This window comes from Corynebacterium pseudodiphtheriticum, from assembly GCF_023509295.1.
In the GTDB taxonomy this organism is placed as follows: domain Bacteria; phylum Actinomycetota; class Actinomycetes; order Mycobacteriales; family Mycobacteriaceae; genus Corynebacterium; species Corynebacterium pseudodiphtheriticum.
The window spans coordinates 2,257,821-2,279,115 of the sequence record NZ_CP091864.1; the positions used below are offsets into that span (position 1 = coordinate 2,257,821).

General features: G+C 53.5%; 19 protein-coding genes and 1 pseudogene. 13 read left to right on the forward strand and 7 right to left on the reverse strand.

Annotation, left to right across the window (positions count from 1 at the left end; translation table 11 throughout):
- Nucleotides 1-20 precede the first annotated feature (20 nt).
- Entirely contained in the window at nt 21-374 is a 354-nt protein-coding gene (locus L9H78_RS10090) for a hypothetical protein (protein WP_201810000.1), read from the reverse strand.
- 582 nt (nt 375-956) lie between these two features.
- Complete coding sequence (locus L9H78_RS10095; protein WP_049168475.1) at nt 957-1,457, reverse strand: hypothetical protein; 501 nt, start codon at nt 1,455-1,457, stop codon at nt 957-959.
- 824 nt (nt 1,458-2,281) lie between these two features.
- Here L9H78_RS10095 and L9H78_RS10100 point away from each other — a divergent pair.
- Nucleotides 2,282-2,647: a DoxX family protein gene (locus tag L9H78_RS10100; protein WP_249620005.1), complete on the forward strand. Its 366-nt coding sequence runs from the start codon at nt 2,282-2,284 to the stop codon at nt 2,645-2,647.
- A 122-nt stretch (nt 2,648-2,769) separates the two neighbouring features.
- Here the strand turns inward: L9H78_RS10100 and L9H78_RS10105 are convergent.
- Nucleotides 2,770-4,000: pseudogene (locus L9H78_RS10105) on the reverse strand (IS3 family transposase).
- A gap of 411 nt (nt 4,001-4,411) precedes the next feature.
- On the opposite strand from L9H78_RS10105, the gene L9H78_RS10565 reads away from it, so the two are divergent.
- The 12 genes from L9H78_RS10565 (at nt 4,412) to L9H78_RS10160 (ending at nt 15,397) form a co-directional block, all read left to right on the forward strand.
- Nucleotides 4,412-4,543, forward strand: a complete 132-nt coding sequence (locus L9H78_RS10565; RefSeq protein WP_283775214.1) for a hypothetical protein — start codon at nt 4,412-4,414, stop codon at nt 4,541-4,543.
- A 113-nt stretch (nt 4,544-4,656) separates the two neighbouring features.
- Complete coding sequence (locus tag L9H78_RS10110) at nt 4,657-5,655, forward strand: aminoglycoside phosphotransferase family protein (RefSeq protein ID WP_249620006.1); 999 nt, start codon at nt 4,657-4,659, stop codon at nt 5,653-5,655.
- Nucleotide 5,656: 1 nt separating this feature from the next.
- Nucleotides 5,657-6,487 carry a hypothetical protein gene (locus tag L9H78_RS10115; protein ID WP_249620007.1) on the forward strand — a complete coding sequence of 277 codons (831 nt, stop codon included), beginning with the start codon at nt 5,657-5,659 and terminating at the stop codon, nt 6,485-6,487.
- Entirely contained in the window at nt 6,480-7,157 is a 678-nt protein-coding gene (locus L9H78_RS10120) for a hypothetical protein (protein WP_249620008.1), read from the forward strand. The genes L9H78_RS10115 and L9H78_RS10120 overlap by 8 nt, the downstream gene beginning before the upstream one ends.
- Nucleotides 7,158-7,171: 14 nt before the next feature.
- Nucleotides 7,172-7,714 carry a flavoprotein gene (locus L9H78_RS10125; protein WP_249620009.1) on the forward strand — a complete coding sequence of 181 codons (543 nt, stop codon included), beginning with the start codon at nt 7,172-7,174 and terminating at the stop codon, nt 7,712-7,714.
- Nucleotides 7,707-9,179: a prolyl oligopeptidase family serine peptidase gene (locus L9H78_RS10130; RefSeq protein WP_249620010.1), complete on the forward strand. Its 1,473-nt coding sequence runs from the start codon at nt 7,707-7,709 to the stop codon at nt 9,177-9,179. Before L9H78_RS10125 ends, L9H78_RS10130 begins: the two co-directional genes overlap by 8 nt.
- A gap of 527 nt (nt 9,180-9,706) precedes the next feature.
- Entirely contained in the window at nt 9,707-10,633 is a 927-nt protein-coding gene (locus tag L9H78_RS10135; protein ID WP_249620011.1) for an ABC transporter ATP-binding protein, read from the forward strand.
- 19 nt (nt 10,634-10,652) lie between these two features.
- A complete protein-coding gene (locus L9H78_RS10140; protein WP_249620012.1) occupies nt 10,653-11,513 on the forward strand; it encodes an ABC transporter permease in 861 nt (286 codons plus the stop codon).
- Between the two features lie 58 nt (nt 11,514-11,571).
- Nucleotides 11,572-12,693: a sensor histidine kinase gene (locus tag L9H78_RS10145; RefSeq protein ID WP_249620013.1), complete on the forward strand. Its 1,122-nt coding sequence runs from the start codon at nt 11,572-11,574 to the stop codon at nt 12,691-12,693.
- Nucleotides 12,690-13,313 (forward strand): response regulator transcription factor, encoded by a 624-nt coding sequence (locus L9H78_RS10150; RefSeq protein WP_249620014.1) that lies wholly within the window; start codon nt 12,690-12,692, stop codon nt 13,311-13,313. Before L9H78_RS10145 ends, L9H78_RS10150 begins: the two co-directional genes overlap by 4 nt.
- Before the next feature lie 206 nt (nt 13,314-13,519).
- Complete coding sequence (locus L9H78_RS10155) at nt 13,520-13,885, forward strand: DoxX family protein (RefSeq protein ID WP_249620015.1); 366 nt, start codon at nt 13,520-13,522, stop codon at nt 13,883-13,885.
- Nucleotides 13,886-13,936: 51 nt separating this feature from the next.
- Nucleotides 13,937-15,397 (forward strand): DUF5129 domain-containing protein, encoded by a 1,461-nt coding sequence (locus tag L9H78_RS10160; protein ID WP_249620016.1) that lies wholly within the window; start codon nt 13,937-13,939, stop codon nt 15,395-15,397.
- 24 nt (nt 15,398-15,421) lie between these two features.
- Here the strand turns inward: L9H78_RS10160 and L9H78_RS10165 are convergent, their stop codons facing one another.
- The 4 genes from L9H78_RS10165 to leuS all read right to left on the reverse strand — a co-directional run bounded on the left by L9H78_RS10165 (nt 15,422) and on the right by leuS (nt 21,289).
- Complete coding sequence (locus L9H78_RS10165; RefSeq protein WP_249620017.1) at nt 15,422-15,874, reverse strand: hypothetical protein; 453 nt, start codon at nt 15,872-15,874, stop codon at nt 15,422-15,424.
- A 64-nt stretch (nt 15,875-15,938) separates the two neighbouring features.
- Entirely contained in the window at nt 15,939-17,225 is a 1,287-nt protein-coding gene (locus L9H78_RS10170; protein ID WP_249620018.1) for a Na/Pi symporter, read from the reverse strand.
- A 204-nt stretch (nt 17,226-17,429) separates the two neighbouring features.
- The gene (locus L9H78_RS10175; RefSeq protein ID WP_249620019.1) at nt 17,430-18,383 is read right to left on the reverse strand and encodes a hypothetical protein; all 954 of its coding nucleotides are present in this window, start codon (nt 18,381-18,383) and stop codon (nt 17,430-17,432) included.
- 38 nt (nt 18,384-18,421) lie between these two features.
- Complete coding sequence (gene leuS / locus L9H78_RS10180) at nt 18,422-21,289, reverse strand: leucine--tRNA ligase (protein ID WP_249620020.1); 2,868 nt, start codon at nt 21,287-21,289, stop codon at nt 18,422-18,424.
- Between the last annotated feature and the right edge of the window lie 6 nt (nt 21,290-21,295).

Sequence of the window (21,295 nt, forward strand, 5' to 3'; positions counted from 1 at the left end):
CTCCTGAGTCCGTCCCCGTTTTAGATTGGGGAAAGATCTGTCCACACAGGGTCACCGCCAAAAAGCATAACAACGGCATTAACTACGCTTCCCAGGATCATCAGCACGACGCCAAGCGTGAACCCGAGGACAATCGCGATTATCTCTACGAAGAATAAGGCCGGAGCCAGCAGTAAAAGTGCGCGACTTCGGGCATAAAGCCCACACCCAAAAACAATTACCGCTGCGAGAGCAGTAACGAGCCAATACGCGAGGTCCCGCGTAGGCTCCTCAATGACCAATAACCATGAGAGCACATAGAATCCCATGATCACCCAGCCCGCGTAGAGCGCAATGTTTTGGCGAGACTTCTTGCTGCGAGTGATCAAGGACATGCTTTCCCCTTTAAGTTTCGGACTTGGAGTGGGCTGGAATATCGGACCAGTGACCTTAACTGGTAACCTCGAGATTTTCTTTCTTCCAACACTCAACAAACGCATCCGGGCTTAAATAACCCAAAGACGAATGCGGATGGCGTGACCCTGGATCACTTCCTGCCCCCGGTATGGAGATGCCGGGAATAAGCAGTGACATTCACGATGGAATAGGGATCTAAGGTGTAGATATCTTTTACATAAGCCTAGTCCGTCATGAAGCCCCCGCTGTGTTGGCAATTCGAACCCAGCGGGGGTTTGATGAAGCATTCAAGGTTAGAAATGGCAACGCGCGCAATTCTGCAGTGGGATCACATCAGCCTGCCTTCTTGTTTGAGTAGACAGCCAAAAGGAAAAGGCCAAGGGTTCCCAGTGCAGAGAATTCTGCAAATCGCGACCAGTTTAGATCCTCATCCCATCCTATGATATCCCGGAATACAACGTACACTCCGATAATCAGGATCATGATAATCCATTTGACCAGGAATTTTCCTAAAGTTGCCATGCCTACGCCCTTCTTATTCTGCTTGCAATACTAAGGATTTACCAGCTACCTCGGCACTGCCAACCCCAGTACGCGAACATGCCAACTAGAGCAGCAACATTTCTCCTGATGCCTTGCTTAGCGAGATACTTCACTGCTTCCTTTGCAGCCTTGGCATAGTCTTTCTGGCCAATCGCGGCAGCAACTACGTTAATGTCGAAGACGCTCTTGATGTCATCAGAGGCTTTTCCTTTGACGCATGTGAGGAATGTTCCAGCCCCGCGAGTGGACACGGACTGACCGGTGGCCGAATTCTCTTTGATTGCCTGATTGGCTGCGTCTTCACCAAGGAAATTCACGAGGGCATCATGTGCTTCCTTTTCAGTCTGGGCATTATCAACCTCAGCAAAGTACTGAGCGAGTGCTTGTTCCTCGATGGTTCCCGCAGACTCGACAGCGACAGGGGCAGGAGTTTCTGCGGCCGCTACCGGGGCAGCTGCAAGGGGCAGTGTGACTATGAGAGCCATGGTAGCGAGGCGGCTACGAGCATTTTTCAACATATGGTGAATCCTTATGGGTTTAAAGCGTTGAAGTAACCTAGCGTGCGTTGCTTCAAGCTTTGTGGTGAGTGGTGGTGCATTAACGATCTTAGTTAAAGAAATGTTACAAGTCAACACTTTTAGTGTTGTATTTCATAGAAAGGGGTTGCTGTGCTTTACATTAGGGGCAGACGGTTGTTTCACTTGCGACACAATGAGATGATTCCCCATATAGTCATGTGGTCATATGGGAGCCGAATGGGTAATTCTTGACAGTTATTATTTTGGTTCGGTTTGGCGTAAGCGTATGAAGTGCCCAGGCTTTTGTTCCGTTTAAGTAGATGGGAAAATGTTTCGAGCATACCCACAAAATTGATCAACATGCGAAGGACCGAGTTATCCGATTAGTAGAAGATCGAATCCCGACAGAAACCATGTCGATGTAGGCCGCGAGTCAGGCAGTAGCCCCAAAGCCATGGTTTCATGGCGCATTGCCCGCCGATGGGTTCAACAAACCCTTCAACCCCCAACCGTCTAAAATTAACCATTCCGGTTTTCAGGGACTAAGTTCAGGCCACTTCCCAGGTACCGCTTCACTGCAAGCGCTTTTAGCGTTTTTCTTTGGGTTTTTACTTTGCTTCAGGAACATCAACCATAGAGCCTTGAATATGCGGCGAGGAAAACCATGATAACAACGTACATTTTATCTACTCACTGCAGACTATTTTTACGGCCGCAGTGCAAGCGAAACCCACAAACAGGGCGCATACTGCGGCACGCCCGAGGTCTCCGGGGCCGGCCTGACAAAATGTATCCTTGATAACAATATAGGATAAAGTTAGTTTATGGACACACAGGTAAAGCGCGGAAATTATTTTCTGGCAGCGGTTCTCGCTGGGGATGCAGCAATGTCAATCAAACCTCCCAAATTCATTCGAGATTGCCTGCATGGAGTGAACTTTCCGCAAAATTGGTGGTGGTCACTGATCGTCATCAAGTCGTTGGCCGCTCTCGGGCTTGTGCGCGGCACTGCGAAAAACAGCCCGGAACTGACAACTGCCGCATCCACCGGCGTCGTGGCTTATTTCGCGTGTGCAATCTTCGCGCATGTGAAGGCAAAGTTTTTAGGCAAAGAATTCTGGCTCAACTGTTTAGGAATGACAGCACTCAGCACAACAGTGCTGGTGCAAAACCGCAAGCAGCATCGCTAGGCCATCTGCGGTCGCACCGCACCCCGCACCCCACGGTGTAGGATCAAGCGCATGAAGCCAACCGTCGGAAAGATTGTGGGGTTGCCCGCAAATCGTGGACACATAGTAGAGCTACCTAGTAGTTAGGCAGCTATATTTTCTTCGTTTTCGAGGTGGGTGATGCGGTTCTCGAAATCGACGGGACTGACCATACCGAGCGCAGAGTGCCGACGCCGACGGTTATAGACCACCTCAATCCAGTAGGCAACGGCCTTGCGTGCGGCATCACGGGTCGCCCAGCGTTTACGGTCGTAGAATTCGGTTTTAAGCCTCAACCAGAACGACTCGGCCATCGCATTATCGAAGCACACGCCAGTACGTCCAACCGATTGTGCAATCCCTAGTTCGTCACAGACCTGCCATAGCTGTTCGCTGGTGAACTGGGTACCACGATCGGCGTGGAAGACCACGCCATCGGGTACTTCACCACGCAGGATATAAGCCATGCGCAGTGCGCGTTCAACCAGGGAAGTATCTTGCACGCTATCCATAGCCCATCCCAGTACCCTGCGGGAATGACCGTCACGGACCGCGCACAAATACAACCAGCCCTCGTTGGTGCGCAGGTAGGTAATACCTGACATCCACACCCTGTTGAGTTCACCGGTATCAAACATGCGCTTGACCAGGTCAGGAAGACTCGACTTACGCTTAGATTGAATCGTTGTCACCGGGACAAAGGCCCGCGGGGAGATCCCTTCAATGCCGATTAGCCGCATCCGCTTAGCCACAGTCTTACGGTTAAGAACAATCTGGTAGCGTTCGGCTAATTCTGCGGTGATCCGTGGGCACCATAAACCTCATCGGAATCCGACCAAATCTGATGAATCTTGCAGTCAATATCGTCGTAGAATGCTGCGCGATGAATGCTGCGCGATCATCTCTGCCGGAAAGTCGTTGCTGCTGGGTGTAGGACCATTTGTAGTATCCAGACCGCGATACCTTCAACAAGCGCGCCATGCGCTTGATGCTGTGGTTCGCCTTGCTCTGGCTGCATTAATTCGAACTTTTCTGTTCGCGTTGCCTCAAAGCGAAGAAGGCTGTCGCTTTTGACAAAAACTCATTATCCATTTTGGCTTCAGCCAGTTCACGGCGCAGACGAGCATTTTCAGCGCGAAGATCGGGCTGGCTTAGCCCATCGGAGGATCCGCGGCGTTCGCGCTCATTTTTTACCCACCGGCCTAAAAGTCCTGGTCCGACGCCAATCTCCTTTGCCACATGAGTAATTGGGCGCTGCGACTCGATTACCAGGCTCAAAGCTTCACGTCGATACTCAGGCGTGTACTTCTTGCGCTGTTGACTCACAATGAACATCCTCTCCTACGGACACACGATTCGCACTAATCGGGTGTCCGCTAAACGAGTGGTAACCGCAAGTTCATCTCCTCATGCAGGTTGGGGCCCCATACACAAACCATCAGACACCCTCACCATCAGACGCCCTCCTTTAAAAGCGACCTCAATGATTCAGCTCTTAGTGTAAAAAGTACCCATTATTACTGACAAAAGTCACGATGATTCTTTCATTCTTCAATACGCTGCAGGTAAAACCAATATTATTCAACACCCCCGGAAGCATAAACCTGAAAATAGCCCCTTGAAACCCTACACCAGCTTTGCCAATATCGGCAGTGCGCGAGGCAACTAGACACAAACAAATGCCAACCGCATCACACTCCAATTACTCGAGCCAAAGCGCTCGAGACTTTATCGAAAGGAACAGGCATGTTCGAGAACATGAACCTAAAGGAAGCAAACACCATCGCTGCAACAGACATTGCGAACACCGCAGACACAGTAGACTCCCCAACCACCATCCCTTGTGGCATCACTATCTCCATCACCCTGGGCTGCTAAATCAACCCCAAGGACTATTTAATACCTCCGAGCTTCACACACTCCGCAGCGCGAAGCTCGGAGGCCTTCTACTATCTACCCCACTGCTTTCAAATCAAAATCGGTTATACACAATGAAAACATTCTCCCCTCCGCAGAGCCAGTTAAAGCGACTTTGGCACGACAGTGAAATTGTGCCCAAGCACCCGCGCGTTAGATTTGGCACCGTCGGCAGCCAACCGGTGGTCATTCACCGTCGCGTCCAACCCTTTTCAACTACGCGCACAGATGCTGATAACGAAACTGAACGCCTTCATTTCTTAGCAAAGTACGCTCCACAATCCCATATATTAGTTGTGGAAGATCACTTCTTCCTGTGTAAATTCGTTGATGGCACCTGCTGCGACAAGCTCACACTTAGCCCCTCGCTCATCAAACAGATTGCCCAAGAGTTCAACCAGCTTTGGCACATTGATACTGAGCACACCGAAACTCCCCAAGCGCGTCGCGAACGCCCCATCATCGAACCACTAGGTATTCAAGAACTCACCACCACTCCCATCCAAGCCCTAAACGCTGGTCGACGACACCGAACTCTTGTGCTCGCTGCACAGGCGCTGATAAGTAACAGCAAAACACCAGAACGATTCATCCACGGTGACCTGAAACTAGATAATTTGATTCAGACCACACAAAATAGTATCAGCGTTATCGACTGGGAATGCAGTGGCATCGGCCACCCAGAAGAAGACATTGGGAGCTTCCTAGCCAGCATTATATTTTACGCCTTAGCTCGCTCCACTAGAACCGCAATGGCTCATCCGAACCTTCTAGCCGACAATACGGGTAGTGGGCTAACTGAGGCCCATCTACAACAGGAAATCTCCATCTCGATGCGCAACGCCCAAACTCTTTCTACTCGATTCCTTTCCGCGGTGGCTTCTCTTGGGACAAAAATCGACAAACTTGCGCTTAGCAGTGCGGTCTTCATCTCGCTACTCTGTCGTCTTCAAGGCGCAATCATCGCAGGCGCGGCCCCCACAACTGTCGCCGTAGTGGAATCTTCCCTGTCCACAATTGCCGATTCAGGACTGACCGCTTTTGCGTCATGGCTGGAAGGACAAAGGGCCTAAAATGACAACGCACAGTCCATGGGCAGCTATGTGCACCAGCAGCTTCCAACAAGTTTCTCACTCCACCTTTCGCCGCTACAGATCCGACACCGAAGTTTCCACTCACGAACTTCGCTCCTGCATCTATTCCGACATACACCTACGCGGCTGCGAAAGCGCCGCCTTATACGCCGATCTGCCGACAGTGACGAGATTCGTGGACCTCTCTTCCCACACCGTCCAATCACCCGGGTGGAATTTGGTGGAGGAAGAACTGCACAAGGAAGACCATTTTATACTGCGCTCCGATCAATTCTCGCAAAGTCAAACAGCAAACGGGAACTTCACTGTGACTATACCTCGCCTGAAAGTCAATGCCGTGCCGGGGTGGCTTGCAATAGAGTCTCTCGAACCAGCCCGTTTTTCTGCCCCATGGCGGCTCTACTTGCCGGGGATTGCGCTCAACAATTTTTCGACGCTGATTGAATTTATGGATCACCAGGATTACCTGCACCAGTGGTCTATGAAGACCAGTCTCAGCCTGAATCGAAACCTCATCCTCATCCCGCGTCCCGATGCCACCGTGGTCTATTTTGATCCTAATTCAGCCGGGGTTGGAGCTATCAGCGCACTAGTCAACGCCATTAGTCTTTTCGCATCCGCCGGGTGTGGACCAGGCTTTTCGGTTCAGCTAACTGATTCGGTATGGATTGGAGGCCCTAGCACCAACGCCCACACAAGCTTTGGTTCTAGCTTATCCGTAGTTGCTGCGAAATGCTTGATAGCAAACGATTTCACGGAACTTAACCAGCGCGAATCTGCATTCCGGAACGAGGTAAATGCCCTTGTCTAACAATGCGTTTTCCTTTGTATTCACTCGACAATCCACAGATGCTGTGCCGATTTTGACTGAGGTCATCCCTACTGCCCGCGTTGATTCCTCAAGAGTAAGTACAGCACCACAAATATTGACCCCTGTACAGAACTCACTCAAATCCCGCCTGACCTTTGAACAGGTGCCAGATAAAGTCTCGCTAGGACAAAAACTTCTTATCGCCCCTGATAGCTCTGTGTCTTTGAACGCGGTCAGGGACCTAGTTTGGGAAGGTGTATGGGGGGACGGTACGGCGCGGACAGCCTTCTTCCCCTCAGAGACTGAGCAGTTGTCAACGTCAACTTGGGACAGACGAGTCGGGTTAGGAAGTGTTTTTCTCGATCCATCATCAGCTGGCCGTGTCACCATCTTAACTTGGGACGCATCAGGGTTTTGCCACGCACGTGAGCGGATTTGGGCCGAATTACAGCTTTTTATTCAGTTACTTGTCGAGCATAAACAGTCAAACGTCTCCGGCCTCCGCAAAGTAGCAGACGAAATTGCAGGAAAATTCCATCTTACCCCAGATGCCGTGCAGGCAACCTGGAATTCGCACTTACTACGAACGGCGGCTTTCAACCCCACCATGCTTTCGGCACATCAAAGAGCTGTGTCCAATGCCATACCATCCCTTCAGCTGCTCAACTAACGGAAGGTTTACTTATGAAACTCGGTCTTTTTATTACGGGAGGCGTCGCGGCCTCCCTCATGCCCGGCTGGCTGCTTTACTTACGCAAGGTACAAGGCTGGAGCATCGAAGTCGCGCTTACTCGCACCGCGCAAACTTTTGTCAGCGTAGCTGCTCTAGAAGCTATCAATGGGGAAAGAATAATACTGGATACCGACTGGCTGTCCACAGGGGTCGCCAGGCATAAGACGCTAAGCACTGGACTCGATGCGATTGCAGTGTGTCCGGCGTCTTTCAACACCTGTGCAAAATTGGGCTCTGGCATCGCCGATGATATCGTGAGCGCCGCAGCTGCCTTTGCCAGTTGTCCTGTGATTGTTTTCCCAGCTTTTTCCACTGAAGACGTAGGCAATAAGAAAGAAATCGTCCTAAGCAGAATGGAGGAAATGGGATACCGGATATCCCAAACAACCTTCCCCGCAGTCGAGGTTTCAGACGGCGGAAAGAAAGAAGGTCAGGGGTTCCCCACAATTGACAAATTCATCAGTGTCGTCACCCAGGAGGTTGACGTTGCCTAGACTAGCACCTCATCTGGATTCCACTTTCCATGACGTATTCACGTCACCTGATTTCCGCGATTCGCTCCCATCCGACGCGATCATTCAACAACTGTCAGAACTAGAAGCCGGATTCGTATTATGTTATCTCGACGGCGAACACTTTCACTTTGCACGTTTTTCCGCAAGTCAAGGGTTAGAGATCGCTGCATCACAACCACTCACCGGAGAATTTCAGTACAGTTCTGACCATGTTGCGTTTTTGGATCAGGCGGGCGACTTAACCATTGTTCACGTCCGCCATTGGGATTTTGAGCACTTTTCCATCCCAACGACAGACTTCAATTTCTCCTCAAATTTCTGCTACCTAATCGCACGCACTTCCAATGACACCACCTTCATCGAGATTGCTACGGGGAAAACCCACAACCACCCTGGCGCCCACTTCCTCGACTGCGACGACTCCGGTCAACCCATCACATCAATAAAAGCTGTATCCAGTAGCTGCGTTGCAAAATCTACCTATCCTGTCCAGTTTCGACGTTGCCTGACCTGGAACAACACGGTTTATACCGTGTTTCAGAGCATCTCTGAGACATACCTGTGCAGTATTTCCGCGTCGGGCCATCAAACCACGAAAATGATTCCCAACCTTTGGTTCGTCGGGGATTTCGTGGTGAAAGGAGAGCTACGGGTAAGTCTCCGATGTGGCGATCATTCAGTGAATATTAGCGCTAACAATCTTCTTTGCTCCCCTTCCCCACCTCAAATACCGTTTAGCGTCTCGACGCTGTCAGCTGGAAATCATAAGGTCCCAGTAACACTCCTATCCGATGCCAGCAACCACAATGATACGATTATGTTGAATGTCCATGGCGGTTTTGGTGCCCCCTTGTTGCCGTTCTCCTCACTTCCTGTCACTCAGAATCTCTCTCTGGCATTTGCTCACGTCCGTGGCGGCGGCGAGCTGGGGGCGACGTGGGCCGCGGACGGACGAGGAGAAAACAAACCAAATACAATAAGGGACTTAGCCAGTGCGGTCAAATTACTTAAATCCCACGGTTACCAAAGAATCATCCTATCCGGTGCCTCACACGGAGGTTGGTTGGCTCTAGTCACCGCTTTGCGTCATCCGGGCTTAATCGCTGGGGTGGTAGCTACCTGCCCAATAGTAGACTTATCTAGCTACCTTGCCACTGAGCTTGGCCATAAACACCGCGTGGAATTTCCAGCCAATCCACAGCATATGGATCCAGCCACGTTGTTAAATAGTGTCAATCCTATTCACTTAGAATTATTATTAGTCGCCGGTGAAAAGGACTCGATCGTCCAAAATCAAGACCTCGATTCCTTCTGTACTCACTGGAAAGACATTGCAGGCCCGGTAACGCTGCTCCGGCACCAGGGCGGTCATTATGCCCCACCGAGTGACGAAATAGAGGCCTTGGAAAAACAACTTCTAAAGTTTGTGACTGGTCAAGGTTGAAACAAATCAACAGTGGGGTATTCGATGGATCCATCGCAGACACCATTCCAAGCGCACTCACCTATGACTAACGCCGCCATTGGGGTTAAGCAATCGGTAAACCAATCGGCCAGCCGCATACACAGCCAGGACACCCATCAGTATTAGAACCAGAGTGCGATTAGCAGAATCTATCGCTAAATATACGCAAATTACCAGGACTGCCACTGCCAGGAAGAATACAGCTGCCTCACGGCCAATCGTCGGTGCTGGAGTCAATCGAATGAGGTCTTGAAAAATTTTCATGAGAATTCCTTACCCCTCGAGTTCATTTGTTCTTGTATTTCCACTGTGCCAATTCTCTCGCCTGAAGCGTAGTGCCAAATGTAGGCAGACGATATGAGCTTTATCATGCGCAAACAGCGGAAACCTGACCCACACCACACTGCAAATAATGACAAAAGTCATCCCACCCTAATGATCTTTGACAGAGAAAATAATGATCAATCTTCGCGTTCAAATGATTGAAATTTTGCCAGCATAGAAGCATGAGCGAATCAACAAGACTTGAAACAGTGCTCCAAGTCAGCGACCTTACCCGTAGTTATGGCCAGGGAACGAAAGCGTTCTGGGCCGCCAAAGGACTGAACTTCCGTGTCTTCCGCGGCGATGTCTTCGGCCTTCTTGGCACCAACGGCGCTGGAAAAACATCTACGTTGGAGATTCTCGAAGGGCTAGCCCCTGCAACTTCTGGCAAAGTCAAGGTCTTCGGGCGCGACCCCTTCGATGATAGGGCTCTCATTCGTCCAAGAATGGGCATCATGCTCCAGTCGGGTGGGCTTCCCTCGCAGCTAACGGTAGAGGAAACTATCAAGATGTGGCAGGGCACATGCTCTAATCCCCGAGATCCAGAAGAAATACTTGCCGACGTCGAGCTATTACACCGACTTGATGTTCGGGTAGGGGCCCTCTCTGGCGGCGAGCAACGTCGGCTTGATCTCGGTTGTGCCTTGCTCGGAAATCCGGAACTTCTGTTCCTCGATGAGCCCACCACGGGACTCGATCCGGAATCTCGTAGAAATGTCTGGGATCTGCTCCTGCGACTCAAAAAACAGGGCGTGACGATGGTCCTAACAACCCATTATTTGGAAGAAGCCGAAACGCTTTGTGATCGTATCGCCATTATGAATGAAGGAACCGTTGCACGTGAGGGCACGCTTTCCGAGCTGGTGAATTCGGTTTCCGCAGAGATCACGGTATCCAGCATCCATACCCCGCCCCGGCTTCCGGGTACCACCATCACCACCGAACAAAAACGCCACACAATCTATACAAAACAGCTACCCCAGGACACTCTCGCAGTTTTGGAGTGGGCACGTAAAAACCAACTTGAGTTGGAACATTTTTCCGCTCGCCCTGCCTCCCTGGAAAAGGTGTTCATGAGCATCGCTGGCGACAAAAGACCATCAAACTAGCCACGAAGGAGCGCAAACAATGACCTCTACAACCTCTCACGATGCCAATACCGCCACCGAATCGGTTTCAGCATCCACCAATCACCGGAATTCCAGCTGGAAGCGCTACCGATCCTTAGCTATGGCCGAAATCCGGCAATACCTGCGCAACAAGACACTGCTGTTCATGGCTGTCGTATTTCCCATTGGGGTGGGCCTACTGATGCAGTTCATGAGTGGGGACGAACAGCCTGCAAACACACAAGTGCGCACCGCAATCTCAATGGAAGTGTTTTTCCTTATTACGCTGATGTTCGTCCAATTCTACTCCGTGCTGTCCATGACCACTGCACGTCGTGATGAGCGCGTGCTCAAGCGATTACGTACCGGTGAGGCTCGCAGCGCAGAGATTATAGCTGCGTTGGCTACGCCTGGGGCGATCATGTCACTCCTGCTTACCGCGTTAATGTCTGGCATACTCATCATCTACACAGGCGACATACCGCGTACAGGAATTCTGCTGCTTCTGGCCATTGTGTTAGGAATTGTCATCTCTACAGGTTTGGCGCTGCTTACCAGCTCAATCACTGCCAATGCCGAAGCCGCACAGATGACGTCTCTTCCCGTCATGGTTTTGGCAATGCTCTCACAATCTCCACTGCGGTCGACAATGCCCGATCAAATCCAAGATCCATTAGCACGCACACCGTTTGCGCTACTTGGCGATCTCACCTTCATTGAATGGACTGGTCAACCACTTACTTCGGATGCCGCACCTACAGATGGCGAGCTAACGACCACTCTGGTCACCGCAATGAACCCGCTTGCACTGATGTTGGTCTGGAGTGTTGCCCTAATGTGGGCAGCATTCCGCTACATGAAATGGGAAACTAACCGCTGATTGTTAATGAAACTCGATGTACGCTGACAGAGTGACCATGCTACGAGGGTTCATGGAGATGCCAGAGACCGAAAAGTTCTCCACCTACGTTCGGCTCTCAATGCATGCAGCGCTACTAGCAATTGCTATCTTGAGCTTCCGACAGGTTTTGGCACCGCCCGGCGAATTTAAACCTTCCCTCGTCCTTCTGGTCGTTTTAATCAACGGCGGACTCACTGCACTGACAATCGAAAGAACGTCAGCCTTTTCAACAACATCTCGACCGCTCGGAAAGCTTTATCCGGGAGCTATCGCCGTAAACCTACTGTGCTGGGCTATCTCCATCGGTCTCCTTGCCGCGCAACGCGCTCCCCATCTCACAGGTAGCATTGGCGGACTATCAGTATTTTTATTATTCAGCTTCGCGTTCGTGCTATCGATCCACATTAAACACGCTTATCTGATCGTTGTGGCATTAAGCGTAATCACTGCATCTGTGGTTAGGCACCCTAAGCTGGATCATCCCATCTATATCATCGCTTTTGCATTAGTGTTGGTTTTATTGAGCAAGGTGTCTGTGTGGTCGGTGAGTATCGTGAAAGAGCTCTACCGCACGCGAGAGTTGCAGTCACAACTGAAAATACAGGAGGAACGCCTACGCTTCGCCCAAGAACTGCACGACAGCCTGGGACAACGCCTAGCAGCGATGTCTCTGAAGACTCAGCTCGCCATCTCACTACACAGGAAAGATGCCGACCGGACAGATGATGAACTTCGCGACATTGAAAAGCTCGTACGTCTCATGCGTACGGATTTACATCAAGTGGTAACAGGCTATCGCACGTTGCACCCAAACTCTGAGCTTGAAGATGCTAGTAGCCTACTGAGAAAAGCAAACATCGCGGTCACCGTGACAGGGCATCCACAAGACATCCCAAAATCCTGCCAACAAACCGCCGCCTGGTTCATCCGTGAAGCGACCACCAATGTGATGAAACACTCGAACGCAAGCAAGGTGAACGTCACATTCTCAGAACACGCGGTATCCATCACCAATGACGGGGTGGAGCGCAATTTCGGGCCGCTCGGTGGCATACAAGCGCTACAGGAACGGGCTAAGCAAATCGGTGGAACAATCTCGCTTATTCACCAAAACAATCAGTGCACTGCGACACTTTCTTGGAAAGGCACCAACCGATGATCACCGTAGCAATCGTCGACGATGAACAGCTGATCGCTTCATCGCTAGCCACCTTGTTAGAACTGGAAGCCGATCTTACGGTGACCGAGACTTTCGCCTCCGGTGAGGAGGTGATGTCTCGGTGGGAAAAGGCCAACGCCCTCGAATCCCGACTACCTGATGTGCTGGTGACAGACCTGCAGCTCGGAGGTATTGATGGCGTCGAACTAGCACAAGAAATTTCGCGCCTGTCGCCTCAAACTGCCATTGTGATCGTCACGAGTCATTCGCGGCCACACCAACTCAAACGAGCGCTGACATCCGGGGTACAAGGATTTCTACCTAAAACTGCGACCGCGGAAGAATTTGCCACCGCGATCCGCACGGTACACGAAGGCAGAAGCTTCATCGACCAAGAGCTCGCTGCTATGACCATCACTGCAACTTCCAGCCCACTGACTGAACGCGAAGCTGACGTTATAGAAGCCGCTGGTAGAGGAGGTTCGATAGAACAGATTGCCAAAGAAGTCTTTCTGGCTACCGGAACAACTAGGAACTATCTTTCCTCGGCAATGGCAAAGCTCGGTGCGCAAAACCGATTCGAAGCATATTTACGCGCGCGAGAATCAGGGTGGATTTAGACGAAGAATTCTACCCCTGAAGTGCCGCGGATATCATCCATCGGGGGCGCGGAACGTCACTTCAAGATCGGTGTGCTCTCCCCGCCGTTGAAGCTGGTTTCGATGCGCACCGCGCATCCGTGTTGCAGAGATAGGGCTTGCACCGCAATCACAAGGTTTAGGTCTTTGAATAGCTACAGCAATTAAGTCTCTATAAGATGCCTAGTATGGACAAACAGGCAAAGCGCGGAAATTACTTTCTGGCAGCAGTTCTCGCTGGGGATGCAGCAATGTCAATCAAACCTCCCAAATTCATTCGAGATTGCCTGCATGGGGTGAACTTTCCGCAAAATTGGTGGTGGTCACTGATCGTCATCAAGTCATTGGCCGCTTTGGGGCTTGTGCGCGGCACTGCGCAAAACAGCCCGCAACTGACAACTGCCGCATCCACCGGCGTCGTGGCTTATTTCGCCTGTGCAATCTTCGCGCATGTGAAGGCAAAGTTTTTAGGCAAGGAATTCTGGCTCAACTGTTTAGGAATGACAGCACTCAGCACGACAGTGCTGGTGCAAAATCGCAAGCAGCATCGCTAGGCCATCTGCGGTCACTCCGCGCCCCGCACCCCGCGGTGCACCATCAAGCACATGAAGCCAACCGTCGGAAAGATTGTCGCAGCTTCGATTCTTAGCGCCGGGGTGCTTGGCGGTGGTGCAGCACTAGGTATCGCCACCACCTATGGCTCCCCGGAACGGGCGCACTACCAGATCGACGCGCCGACGCACAGCAATGTCGCTCTGCGCATTCATAACCCCGACGGCGTGCTCACAGCCGACGACGAGCGAATCCTTGAACGTGATGCCGCACGCCTCGAAGTACCGGGCGTCGTCAAGCAGCTGCACTATATTGTTTTCGCAGATAACGACGACAACGTCAACGACACCGTGGAAAACTACCTGCGCGATCACCACCCGGAGCTCATCGACGAGGATAGTTTTGCCGACGGCACATTGTTTGTTGGCGTAGGGCTTGATCCCCGGCAAGCTTTCATTTTCGCTGGTGATGACGTCGCAGAGTTACTCGATTTGCGCGACAGCAGCCATCTGAGCGAATCACTGGATGCAATCAAACCCGGTGTCAAAGACGGCAATATCCCCGGCGGCCTGTTCCACGGCGCATCCGTGGCAACCGATCTCGCTGCCCTCGAGCAAGCGCGCTTCGATAGCGCAGAATCCAACCGCACCTCCGCCATCGTTATGGGAGGTCTCGGAGCCGCAGCCCTCGGTGGTGGTGTTGCCGCAACAACCGGAGGGTATCGGCGTAGCCGGGCAAAGAAAATCGCCCAAGCGCGGGAAGACTTCGACTATATTTCCGTTGAATTCGGCACACTCGCCCAGCGTTTGGATGCCATCGATATCCGCGCACATTCACTGACCTCCGCTTTTGCGGATCAGCAGTTGCGTGACCAGTGGCGCAAGGTGCGGGATCGCTTTCTGCACATGCATGACGACGTCTCCAAGTTCAGTGAACTCAGCCCGCGCAGCGACGACAAGACTTTTCTGCAGTACGCGGGCCAGCTCAGTGACGCGGCCTCGACCGCGAAGAAAATGCACCATGCCGAAGACAACATCGACACGATCTTTGCTTTGGAAAATGGTGATGAACTCACCCGGCGCACCGAGGCGCAGTCATTGCGTGACGACGTCGTCGAGGCGAAAATGAAGGTGCGGAATGTTGATTCCAGTCTTTACCAGGAATTGGCTGCAATCCAGCAGCGAACCGAAGCTCTAGCCCAGGAACCTAGTGCCGAGGATTTCTTGGACAATTTTATTGGCGTGCTGCGTGATTATCAGGCGGCATTAACGGAGCTGCGTAAGCAAGAATTTAGCGATATTGACGAATCGAAGGCGGATGCGCCGCAAGCCCCGGGATTGACTTCGTCCGATTACCGTCCGGGTTATGGATGGAACAACTTCGTGCCTTATTGGGCGCTGAGCAGCTGGCATGCTTCCACCGTCGAGGCGCAATCTAGTAGCTCGAACAGCGGGAGCACGAATACGTCGTTTAGCTCTGGGTTTTCTGGCGCGGGTGGCTCATCGGGGTTTTAGTGCTAGCGCTTCAGGGTTTTAGTGCTAGCGCTGTGAGCCGTGCGCTTCGCGTGGGTTCTCGTGGCTATTGTTCTCTGCGTCATCGTGGTCATCGTGCTCGAAGCCGTGTTGATCGGTGCTGTGCAGATGGGTGCTGTTATTTTCGTGGCCGCCATCCTGGTGTTGACCAGAAGCAGCTCCCCTGTCAGTCTCCCCAGCTTCGCTAGTCCCAAGCTTGTCTTCCCGGGTCTCACGCAGTTCCCCGATCAACTCGGAGAAGAAATCCCGCACAACGGACCACTGGACGGTGGTGTTTTCCAAATGCTCCGGCAAACGTTCAATCTCTAGGCTTAGCTCTTTGCGACGGCGCTGCTCCGCCAGCTCACTGCGCAGCTCGCTTAACGATGCTTCGGCCTCACGCAGAATCTTTTCCAGCTGTTCTTCTACGGACTTGCCACGTAGATTGTCAGCCCCTGTGTCGTGGTGCGGATCCATCATCGTTATTACTTCCTTATCTCATATCACCGGCGAGCATGTTCTGCACCGGGATGAGTGGTGATTCCTAGAATACAGTGGTGAGCAGGATCAAAACGCCCGGCAGCACCAGGAACATGCCCAGCACCCACGCTGCGATATACAGCTTGTTACGTGCGCCAATATTCGCGATGCCCTGCGCCAAAAACAGCGGCACCTCACGCACACCTGGGATGCCGTAAATCACCAGAGCAGCGAAAACGTTGAACATCAGGTGAATCAGCGCGCCTTGCAGAGCAGCCTGACCTTCCAAGCCAGTGAATGCGAATGCGGCAATCAGTGCGGTGATCGTGGTGCCGATATTTGCGCCAATGGTGAATGGGTAGACCTGGCGGATCGACAGCGTATTGGAGCCAGCCAGCGGCACCACCAGAGCGGTTGTCGTCGAAGAAGACTGCACCAGCATGGTGATAACCATGCCAGCACCAATGCCGGAGATCGGACCACGGCCCAAGGACTTGTGCAGAATGTCTTTGGCCTTACCGACCATCACGACCTTCAGCAGCGCACCGATGAAGTTCACGACGCCAAGGATCAGCGCAATACCAATCAAAATCTGCGCGACACCAGCGATGGTCTCTGGCAACCAGCTCGTCGACGCAACCAGCAGGTCTTTGCCCGGCTCGGTAATAAAACCAATGAACGTGCCCAGGCCTTCCATGCCGGTAGCCAAGAAACCAGCCTGTTCGGATTCGGCGTTCACGCCGGAAACCAAGAAACCGGTGACCTTTTCCAACAGGCCGAACATCAACTCCAACGGCAGGAAGATCAGCACCGCCAGCAGGTTAAACATGTCATGCACGGACGCTGCGGCGAAACCACGACGGAAGGACTCTTTGTCGCGCACCATGCCCAACGAGACCAGCGTCGAGGTCAGCGTGGTGCCGACGTTCGCGCCCATCAACATTGGGATGGCGATTTGGACTGGCAAACCACCTGCCATCATGCCGACGACAATCGAGGTGGTCGTCGACGAAGACTGGATCAACGCAGTGGCCAGGATGCCGACCATGAGGGCGATCAGTGGGTTCTGTGCAAAAGCGAACAGCTCTTCCGCGTGATCGCCGGTGGCAGCCTTAAAGCCATCACCGATCACACCAACGGCGGTGATAAGCAACCACACGCTGACGGCGACAGCAACCCAGTTCACCCACTGCTTATCAGTGTCAATGCCGAGGCGCTTCAGTGGATTACGCGGAGCCTTTTGCTTTTCCTGCACACCCTGTTCCAGCCGTAGTTGAGCGTCGCCAAGGGTGCGGTCATCGGATGCGGTCTGATCCGGGAACGTTTGCCCTGAGGAAGTGTGTGACATCATCTGTTTCCTGACACCTTGCTTCGCACTTGCAGCCCGCACCCCCAGAAAACTTAAGAAAACTAGAGGTGCGTACTGCCACTGATTGGTTTGTTTCAGACCCACTCGGGGCCTTACAACAAGCAATGTATAGGGCGTGCGGAAATACGAGGTTCACACAAGGTTACAAACAAGCAAACTTTTTGGATTGTGAGCAAGCTAACGGGCTTAACGACGCCCGGCCTTTTCGTCGGCAGCAATGATGCGCTGCAAGTACTCCGCTATTGTTGGTGCCTCGATCCACGCTGGCGTCGGATTCCAGAACGGAGACACAGCCTGACCTGCGATAAAGAAGGTACCGAAGCCGTCGTCAGTAGCACCCACAAACGCGATCTCATCGGCAGATTCTGCCACTACGGAATAGCCAGCGAACGCGGTTGCCTGCGCACCCTTCAATTCTTCGGCAGAATCATTCCGCTCCATGAACGCCTCAGCCGCCTCGGTGGTGGAGAGTTGTTCATCGGGAGTAAACATTCCGTTACGGAACACGATGCCGCGCGTCATGTCCCCATTGACATCCTTGAGCGGCTTATCGATATTCAGCAAACACCGCAGCCCGTCCTCGCCCGGCGCGACCGTTTCCGGGAGTTCACACAAAGAACCATCCGGCAGTGCAATGCGGTAGAAGCCGTCCGTGATGGTCGGTTCAATGGTCTCACCGTAGCCGAGGTCAGCCGCCGGGGTTGGTTCCTTGCTAGAACTCGACTTGCTGGAGCTGGATTTACCGCTCGACTTGCTGGATTTCTCCGAGCTGGATTTCTGGGAACCGGATTTCTCGCTGGACTTGTCTGTGGACTTGCCGGAGCTTTTTTCGGTGGATTTTCCTGAAGATTTCTCGCTCGATTTTCCGGTCGATTCGCTTGCCGACGCCGAATCGGCGGACGTAGCCGACGCTGTAGCCGAGCCGGTTTCCGAGCCCGCGCCAGCAGACTCACTGGCTGCGTTGGAACCTGCTGCGGCATCGGCGGTGCTATCCGCAGCGCTGTCGGCAGCACTGTCGGCAGCACTGTCGGCAGGCTGCGGATCGGGACGATTTTCTGGATTAGAACAGCCCGCCACGCCTAAAGCAATGACGGCGCTGATGCCAAGCGTGCGGGCGAGTTTCCGTGCATGAGGTTTCATGCACCTAGTCTAGCCTGTTTGCCGGGTCACAATACCGGTTACTTCACCACCAGGTTGATCATGCGGCCAGGCACCACGATCTGCTTCACCACGGACTTCTCACCAATCGCCGCGAGCACCTTGTCGTCGGCAAGCGCGGCGGCCACGGCATCATCCTGGGAGACATCGGCAGCGACCTGCACCCGCGATTTCACCTTGCCGTTGACCTGCACGGGCAGCTCAATTTCGTCGTCAACCAGGTACTTCTCGTCGAAGCTCGGGAATGGCACGAAGGTAATCGTGCCCTCGTGGCCCAGGCGCGTCCACAACTCCTCGGCGATGTGCGGCGCCACCGGAGCCACCATCACAGCGATTGGCTCCACGGCAGCGCGCGGAGCACCGTCCGGGTAGTTCTTCGTCAAGTAATTCACGTACTCGATGAGCTTGGCGACGACGGTGTTCACCCGCAGGTTCTCATAGTCGTCGCGCACCCCAGCGATGGTGCGGTGCAGCTGCTGCAGATCCTTCTTGCCCAGCTCCGCATCCACGACGGCCACCTCGCCGGTGTTCTCGTTGACCACCAGGCGCCACAGGCGCTGCAAGAAACGCTGCGCACCGACGACGTCCTTGGTGGCCCACGGACGTGAATCCGCCAGCGGACCCATCGACATCTCATAAACACGCAGGGTATCGGCGCCAAAGTTTTCGGCAATATCGTCGGGCGCGACCGCGTTCTTCAGCGATTTACCCATCTTGCCGTACTCCCGGTTCACCTTGTCGCCGTGATAGAAGAACTCGCCGTCGCGCTCTTCGACTTCTTCGGCAGGCACGTAGACGCCACGGGAATCGGTGTAGGCATAGGCCTGGATATAGCCCTGGTTGTACAAGCGACGGTAGGGCTCTTTCGAGCTCACATGCCCCAGGTCAAACAGCACTTTGTGCCAGAAACGCGCATACAACAGGTGCAGCACGGCATGCTCCACGCCGCCGACATACAGGTCCACCCCGCCCGGATCGTTCGGGCCATGAACCTCTGGGCGTGGCCCGGTCCAATAGCGCTCGTTGTCGATATCGCAGAAAGCTTCGCTGTTCGTCGGATCGATATAGCGCATCTGGTACCAGGATGAACCTGCCCACTGCGGCATGACGTTGGCATCGCGGTAGTAGGTCTTGGTGCCTTCGCCCAAGTCCATCTCCACTTCAATCCACTCGCGTGCCTTCGCCAACGGCGGCTGTGGCTCGGTGTCGCGGTCATCCGGATCAAAGGACACCGGCTGGTAGTCATCAACCTCCGGCAACTCCACCGGCAGCTGATCTTCCGGGATCGCGTGTGGCCGTCCGGCCTCGTCGTAGACGATCGGGAATGGCTCGCCCCAATAACGCTGGCGGGCAAACAGCCAGTCACGCAGCTTGTATTGGATCTTCTCGACGCCTAGCTCACGCGCAGCCAACCAGTCGATCGTCGTCGCAATCGCCTCTGCCTTGGATTTGCCGGTCAGGTCCAGCCCGTCGTCATTGGCGGAATTCACGTAAGTGCCTTCACCGGTGTGCGCGGCAGAAGAAACATCCCCGCCAGCAACAACCTCGGTGATGGGCAAACCAAAGACCTGCGCGTATTCATAGTCACGCTCGTCGTGCGCGGGAACAGCCATAATCGCGCCCGTACCGTAGCCGGTCAATACGTAGTCCGCGGTAAAGACCGGCAGCTTCTTCCCGTTGACAGGGTTGGTGGCGTAGCTGCCTAAGAAAACACCAGTCTTTTCCTTATTCTCTTGGCGCTCCAAATCCGACTTCGCGGCGATGTCACTGCGGTATGCCTCGATGGCTTCTTTCGGGTCTTCATGGCCATAGGTCCAGCGGCTATCGACGTCATCGTCGTAAGGAACTGGCGAGAGCAAAGCGTCGACAAGCGGGTGCTCTGGGGCCAACACGACGTATTCCGCACCGAACAGCGTGTCGGGACGGGTGGTAAACACGGTGATGTCGTGGCCTTCGCAGCGGAAATCCACCTCCGCACCGCGCGAGCGACCGATCCAGTTGCGCTGCATGGATTTCACCTTCTCCGGCCAATCCAGCAGTTCCAGATCATCCAACAGGCGGTCAGAATACGCGGTAATGCGCATCATCCACTGCTTTAAGTTCTTGCGGAACACCGGGAAGTTGCCGCGCTCAGAGCGGCCATCGGCGGTGACCTCTTCATTCGCCAACACCGTGCCCAAGCCCGGGCACCAGTTCACGGTGGAATCGCTCAGATACACCAGGCGGAATTCATCCACGGCCCGGTCTTTTTCTTCCTCGCTTAACGACGCATACTCGCGGCCGTCCTTGGTGGCCAGCTCGCCAGATTCCAGCAGCGGGTACAACTCGTCAATCGGGCGCGCCTTTTGCTGCTGCTCATCGAACCAGGACTGGTAGATCTGCAAGAAAATCCACTGCGTCCAGCGATAAAATTCCGGATCAATGGTGGCCACCGAACGGCGCTTGTCATGACCCAGCCCCAACGAACCCAACTGGCGACGCATATTCGCAATATTCGCCACCGTCGTCGTGCGCGGGTGGGTTCCGGTTTGGATCGCATACTGCTCAGCCGGCAGACCAAAAGCGTCATAGCCCAAGGTGTGCAGCACGTTTTTGCCCAATAAGCGGTTGAACCGGGCGAACACATCCGTGGCGATATAGCCCAGCGGGTGCCCCACGTGCAAGCCCGCGCCAGACGGATACGGGAACATATCCTGGACGAAGAGCTTGTCTTCGGGCAGGGTGCCGTCGGCAAGAGCTAAATCACCGGTCGGGTTTGGCGCATGAAACGTGCCGTTGTCGTCCCAGTACTGCTGCCAACGCGACTCAATCTGGTTGGCAAGCTGCGGGGTATAACGGTGTTCCGGGCCAGTACTAGTTTTTTCAGTGTTTTCACGCGCTTCGCTCATGGTTTT